Consider the following 4,747-nt stretch of genomic DNA (forward strand, 5'->3'; position numbering starts at 1 on the left):
CCCCATTCCCCCGCCCAGTCTCTTCGGCTAGCCTGCGGCCGGTTTCGCCGGCCCGCGCGCCGGGCGTGCCGGTTCAACAACACCAAACGGGGGAGCGAGCCTGCCATGATCTTCATGATCCGCTGCGTCGACAAGCCGGACAGCGCGGCGATCCGCCAGCAGACCCGCGAGGAGCATCTCGCCTACATCCGCGAGCATCTGCAGGACGTCTACTGCGCCGGCCCGCTGTTGGGCGAGGACGGACAGACGCCGGTCGGCTCGCTGCTGCTGATGGACTTCCCGACCCGCGCCTACGCCGAGGCGTTCGCCGAGGGCGATCCCTACAACCGCGCCGGGCTGTTCCAGGAGGTCGAGGTCAAGCCCTGGAAAGAGGTGTTTCCGTAACCCCCGAGGACCGAAAATCCCCGACCGGCCGAAGCGGGCGCTCGGGCCTACCAGCAAGCGGCGGAGCGAGATGGCGTACTGGCTGATGAAAAGCGAGCCCGGCACCTGGTCCTGGGACGACCAGGTGCGCGACGGCGTGGCCGAATGGGACGGCGTGCGCAACCACCAGGCCTCCAACAACCTGAAGGCGATGCGGGTGGGCGACCGCGCGTTTTTCTACCACTCGGTCAACGAGAAGCGGATCGTCGGCATCGTCGAGGTGGTCCGGGAGTACTACCCCGACCCGAGCGACCCGGCCGGCAAGTTCGGCATGGTCGACGTCAAGGCGGTCGAGCCGCTGCCCAATCCGGTCGGGCTGAAGGACATCAAGGCCGATCCGGACCTGCAGGACCTGCCGCTGATCAAGCAGTCGCGCCTGTCGGTGATGCCGATCGACGACGCCAGCTGGCAGCGGATCTGCCGCAAGGGCGGGCTGTAGCGCACCGGGCACGCGATTCCGGGCGTGTTGCCGCGCGGCCGCGCCTGAGGGCGGGCCGCGGGCTTGTGCCTGGGCGGGCCCGCGCGCCATACTCACCACCCAACGGGTTAACGCGCTGCTGCCCAAGACCGGCGTGCCACCGTCCCGCTGGTCGGACCGGTTGAATCGCGCGTCACGCTTCCAACGTAGCAGCCAAACGGCCATCAGGGCCGAACCGAACGCCGGACGGTGACTCCCGTCGATTGCGCCCGTGCTCGCGCCCATCCGGCGCAGTCGGGCGGCCCAGCACGCGGGCCGACGTGCCGTCCCAAGCGCGAACGACGACCCGCAAACGGGGAGGGAGGGCCTCATCATGAGTCAGGTCGAAACGTATCCGGTCCCGCAGCACATCGCGGACAGCGCGTGGATCGACGAGCCGACGTACAACAAGATGTATAAGCAGTCGATCGACGACCCGGAGAGCTTCTGGGCCGAGCACGGCAAGCGCATCCACTGGTTCAAGCCGTTCAGCAAGGTCAAGGACGTCCACTTCGGGGCGGACGACGTGCACATCCGCTGGTTCTACGACGGCACCACCAACGCCGCGTACAACTGCATCGACCAGCATCTGCCGCACAAGAAAGACGACACCGCGATCATCTTCGAGCCGGACGATCCGCGCGAGAACAGCCGGCACATCTCGTACGGCGAAATGCACGAGGAGGTCAGCCGGCTCGCCAACGGGCTGAAGCAGCTGGGCGTGCAAAAGGGCGACCGGGTCTCGATCTACATGCCGATGATCCCCGAGGCCGCGTTCGCCATGCTCGCCTGCGCGCGGATCGGCGCGGTGCACTCGGTGGTGTTCGGCGGCTTCTCCCCCGACAGCCTGGCAAGCCGGATCCAGGACGCCGAGGCCAAGGTGGTGATCACCGCCGACGAGGGGCTGCGCGGCGGCCGCAAGATCCCGCTGAAGCAGAACACCGACGAGGCGGTGGCGAACTGCCCGTCGGTCCAGGCGGTGATCACGGTCAAGCGCACCGGCGCCGGCATCCAGTGGCACGACGGCCGCGACCACTGGTACCACGAGGTGCTGGAAAACGCCTCCAACGACTGCCCGGCCGAGGAGATGGACGCGGAGGACCCGCTGTTCATCCTCTACACCTCCGGCTCGACCGGCAAGCCGAAGGGCGTGCTGCACACCACCGGCGGGTATCTGGTGCAGACCTCGATGACCCACCAGTACGTGTTCGACTACCACGACGGCGAGGTCTTCTGGTGCACCGCCGATGTCGGCTGGATCACCGGGCACAGCTACATCGTCTACGGTCCGCTGACCAACGGCGCGACCACCGTGATCTTCGAGGGCGTGCCGAACTACCCCAGCGCCAGCCGGCACTGGGAGGTGATCGACAAGCACAAGGTCAACATCTACTACACCGCGCCGACCGCGATCCGCGCCCTGATGCGCGAGGGCAACGGCCCGGTCGAGAAGACCAGCCGCGACTCGCTACGGATCCTCGGCACGGTCGGCGAGCCGATCAACCCGGAAGCCTGGCGCTGGTACCACGAGGTGGTCGGCAAGGGGAAATGCCCGATCGTCGATACCTGGTGGCAGACCGAGACCGGCGGCATCCTGATCACCCCGCTGCCGGGCGCCACGCCGATGAAGCCGGGTTCGGCGACCCTGCCGTTCTTCGGGGTCAAGCCGGTGCTGGTCGATAACGAGGGCAACCACGTCGAGGGCGCGACCCACGGCAACCTGTGCATCGCCGACAGCTGGCCCGGTCAGATGCGCACGATCCACGGCGACCACGAGCGGTTCGTGCAGACCTACTTCTCGATGTATCCGGGCCGCTACTTCACCGGCGACGGCGCGCGCCGGGACGAGGACGGCTACTACTGGATCACCGGCCGGGTCGACGACGTGCTCAACGTCTCCGGCCACCGCATGGGCACGGCGGAGATCGAGAGCGCGCTCGTCCTCCACGACAAGGTCGCCGAGGCGGCCGTGGTCGGCTACCCGCACGACCTCAAGGGTCAGGGCATCTACGCCTACGTGATCCTGAACGCGGGCGAGCAGGAGAGCGAGGCGTTGCGCAAGGAACTGGTCGACATCTGCAAGAAGGAGATCGGGCCAATCGCCAAGCCCGACCTGGTGCAGTTCGCCACCGGTCTGCCCAAGACCCGCTCGGGCAAGATCATGCGCCGGATCCTGCGCAAGATCGCCGAGGACGACTATTCCAGCCTGGGCGACACCTCGACGCTCGCCGACCCCGGCGTGGTCGACGAGCTGATCGAGAACCGCCAGAACCGCAGCCAGGCGGCGGAGTAACGCTCCGCCGCCCCTGCCGGGGCTGGAGACGGTTTACGAGCGGAGCCGGGCGCCTTCGGGTGCCCGGCTCTGTTCGTCTGTGGCGACGCGCTGATCGTGTGCGCACGCGCGAAACCGGGCGCGGGCCCCGCCCTCTCCCCTCAAGGGAGAGGGGATGACGGCTCCGCTCGGCGGCACGGCGTGTCGGGCGATTTCACGCGGCACAGCGCCGCTGCTCGAGCAAAGCCACAACGCGCTCCCGGTTGCCCATCACGACCCGCCAATAGGCCGGGGCGTTATCGGACCGGAAAACCTCAAGCGCCTTGTCCTAGGCCGCTAACGCCTCCGCGAGCCGGGCCGTCCCGTCTTCGCGCGCGCCCAGCGTCTAGAGAGCGGTGCCCAGGTTGGTCTGGGTCGCCGCCCAGGCGAGCGGCAGGCGCTCCCGGGTGTAGACCTCCAGGGCGGCGCGGTAGGCGTCGATGGCGTCTTCGAGTTCCTGGGATTGTCCGGATTGCTCGCCCAGCGTAGCGCACGTATTCGCATAGCTCACGATGATTGCGTCCAGTGGGGTGGTGTAACAGAGGCAGCCATCTGGATGTCGCCGCGGGTTGGGCGCGGCTACTCCGCGGCGAGCGCCGGGGGAGTGTTGGTGTCCTCAGGCTGGCATAGCGCCTGGAGCGTTTCCACCGGCATGTAGCGGCGGGTGACCGCCCAGTCCTCGTGCTGCTCCAGCAGCACGGCGCCGACCAGGCGCTCGACCGCCTCTTCGTTCGGAAAGATGCCGACCACGTTGGTCCGGCGCTTCACCTCCTTGTTTAGCCGTTCGAGCGTGTTCGTGCTGTGCAGCTTGGTGCGCAGCTCCTTTGGGAACTGCATGAACGCGAGCACGTCGTGCTCGGCAGCGTCCATCAGTTCGGCGGCTTTGTCGAACTGCGGTCGCAGGCGGTCGGCCACCTCCCGCCATTGGCGGTGCGCATCCTCCGGCGTCTCCTGGGTGAACGCAGTCTTGACCATGGCCGACACCATGGACTTCTGCGCCTTCGGCACGCGAGCCAGCACATTGCGCATGAAGTGCACCCGACAGCGCTGCGTCGTGGCGCCGAGGACCTTCTCCACGGCGCCCTTCAGGCCCTGGTGCTCGTCGGCGACGACGAGCTGGACGCCGCGCAGCCCACGACCTGTCAGCTCGCGCAGGAACTCGGTCCAGAAGGTTTCGGCCTCCGACAGGCCGATCTTCATGCCCAGCACCTCGCGCCGGCCGTCGGTGTTGACGCCCACTGCCATGATCACCGCCAGCGACACGATGCGCTGGTTGCGCCGGGCTTTGACGTAGGTCGCGTCGAGCCAGACGAACGGCCAGTCGCCTTCGAGCGGGCGGTTCAGGAACGCCTGGACGCGCTCGTCGATCTCCTTGCACAGCCGCGAGACCTCCGACTTCGAGACGCCGGTGCCGCCCATCGCGTGCACTAGGTCGTCGACGGCGCGGGTGGAGATCCCGTGGACGTAGGCTTCCTGGATCACGGCGACCAGCGCCTTTTCCGTGGCGCGCCGCGGTTCCAGGAAGCTCGGGAAGTAGGAGCCCTGGCGGAGCTTGG

General features: G+C 67.8%; 5 protein-coding genes. 3 read left to right on the plus strand and 2 right to left on the minus strand.

What is annotated here, in order from left to right; genetic code table 11:
• Positions 1–105 precede the first annotated feature (105 nt).
• The 3 genes from CKO28_RS26700 (at position 106) to acs (ending at position 3,173) form a co-directional block, all read left to right on the plus strand.
• Positions 106–384 (plus strand): YciI family protein, encoded by a 279-nt coding sequence (locus CKO28_RS26700; RefSeq protein WP_200344378.1) that lies wholly within the window; start codon positions 106–108, stop codon positions 382–384.
• 70 nt (positions 385–454) lie between these two features.
• A complete protein-coding gene (locus CKO28_RS26705; RefSeq protein ID WP_200344379.1) occupies positions 455–862 on the plus strand; it encodes an EVE domain-containing protein in 408 nt (135 codons plus the stop codon).
• Between the two features lie 352 nt (positions 863–1,214).
• Positions 1,215–3,173: an acetate--CoA ligase gene (acs, locus tag CKO28_RS26710; RefSeq protein WP_200344381.1), complete on the plus strand. Its 1,959-nt coding sequence runs from the start codon at positions 1,215–1,217 to the stop codon at positions 3,171–3,173.
• Positions 3,174–3,537: 364 nt separating this feature from the next.
• Here acs and CKO28_RS26715 read toward each other — a convergent pair whose 3' ends face one another.
• Both CKO28_RS26715 and CKO28_RS26720 read right to left on the minus strand, forming a co-directional pair.
• On the minus strand, positions 3,538–3,702 hold the full coding sequence (locus tag CKO28_RS26715; RefSeq protein WP_200344383.1) for a hypothetical protein: 165 nt from the start codon (positions 3,700–3,702) through the stop codon (positions 3,538–3,540).
• A 68-nt stretch (positions 3,703–3,770) separates the two neighbouring features.
• On the minus strand, positions 3,771–4,747 hold a 977-nt coding region (locus tag CKO28_RS26720; RefSeq protein WP_200344385.1), incomplete at its 5' end, for an IS256 family transposase.

This window comes from Rhodovibrio sodomensis, from assembly GCF_016583645.1.
In the GTDB taxonomy this organism is placed as follows: Bacteria; Pseudomonadota; Alphaproteobacteria; order Kiloniellales; family Rhodovibrionaceae; genus Rhodovibrio; species Rhodovibrio sodomensis.

Coding starts and splice junctions, on each gene's coding strand:
- CKO28_RS26700 (WP_200344378.1), top strand. CDS start 106: ATGATCTTCATGATCCGCTGCGTCGACAAGCCGGACAGCGCGGCGATC.
- CKO28_RS26705 (WP_200344379.1), top strand. CDS start 455: ATGGCGTACTGGCTGATGAAAAGCGAGCCCGGCACCTGGTCCTGGGAC.
- acs (WP_200344381.1), top strand. CDS start 1,215: ATGAGTCAGGTCGAAACGTATCCGGTCCCGCAGCACATCGCGGACAGC.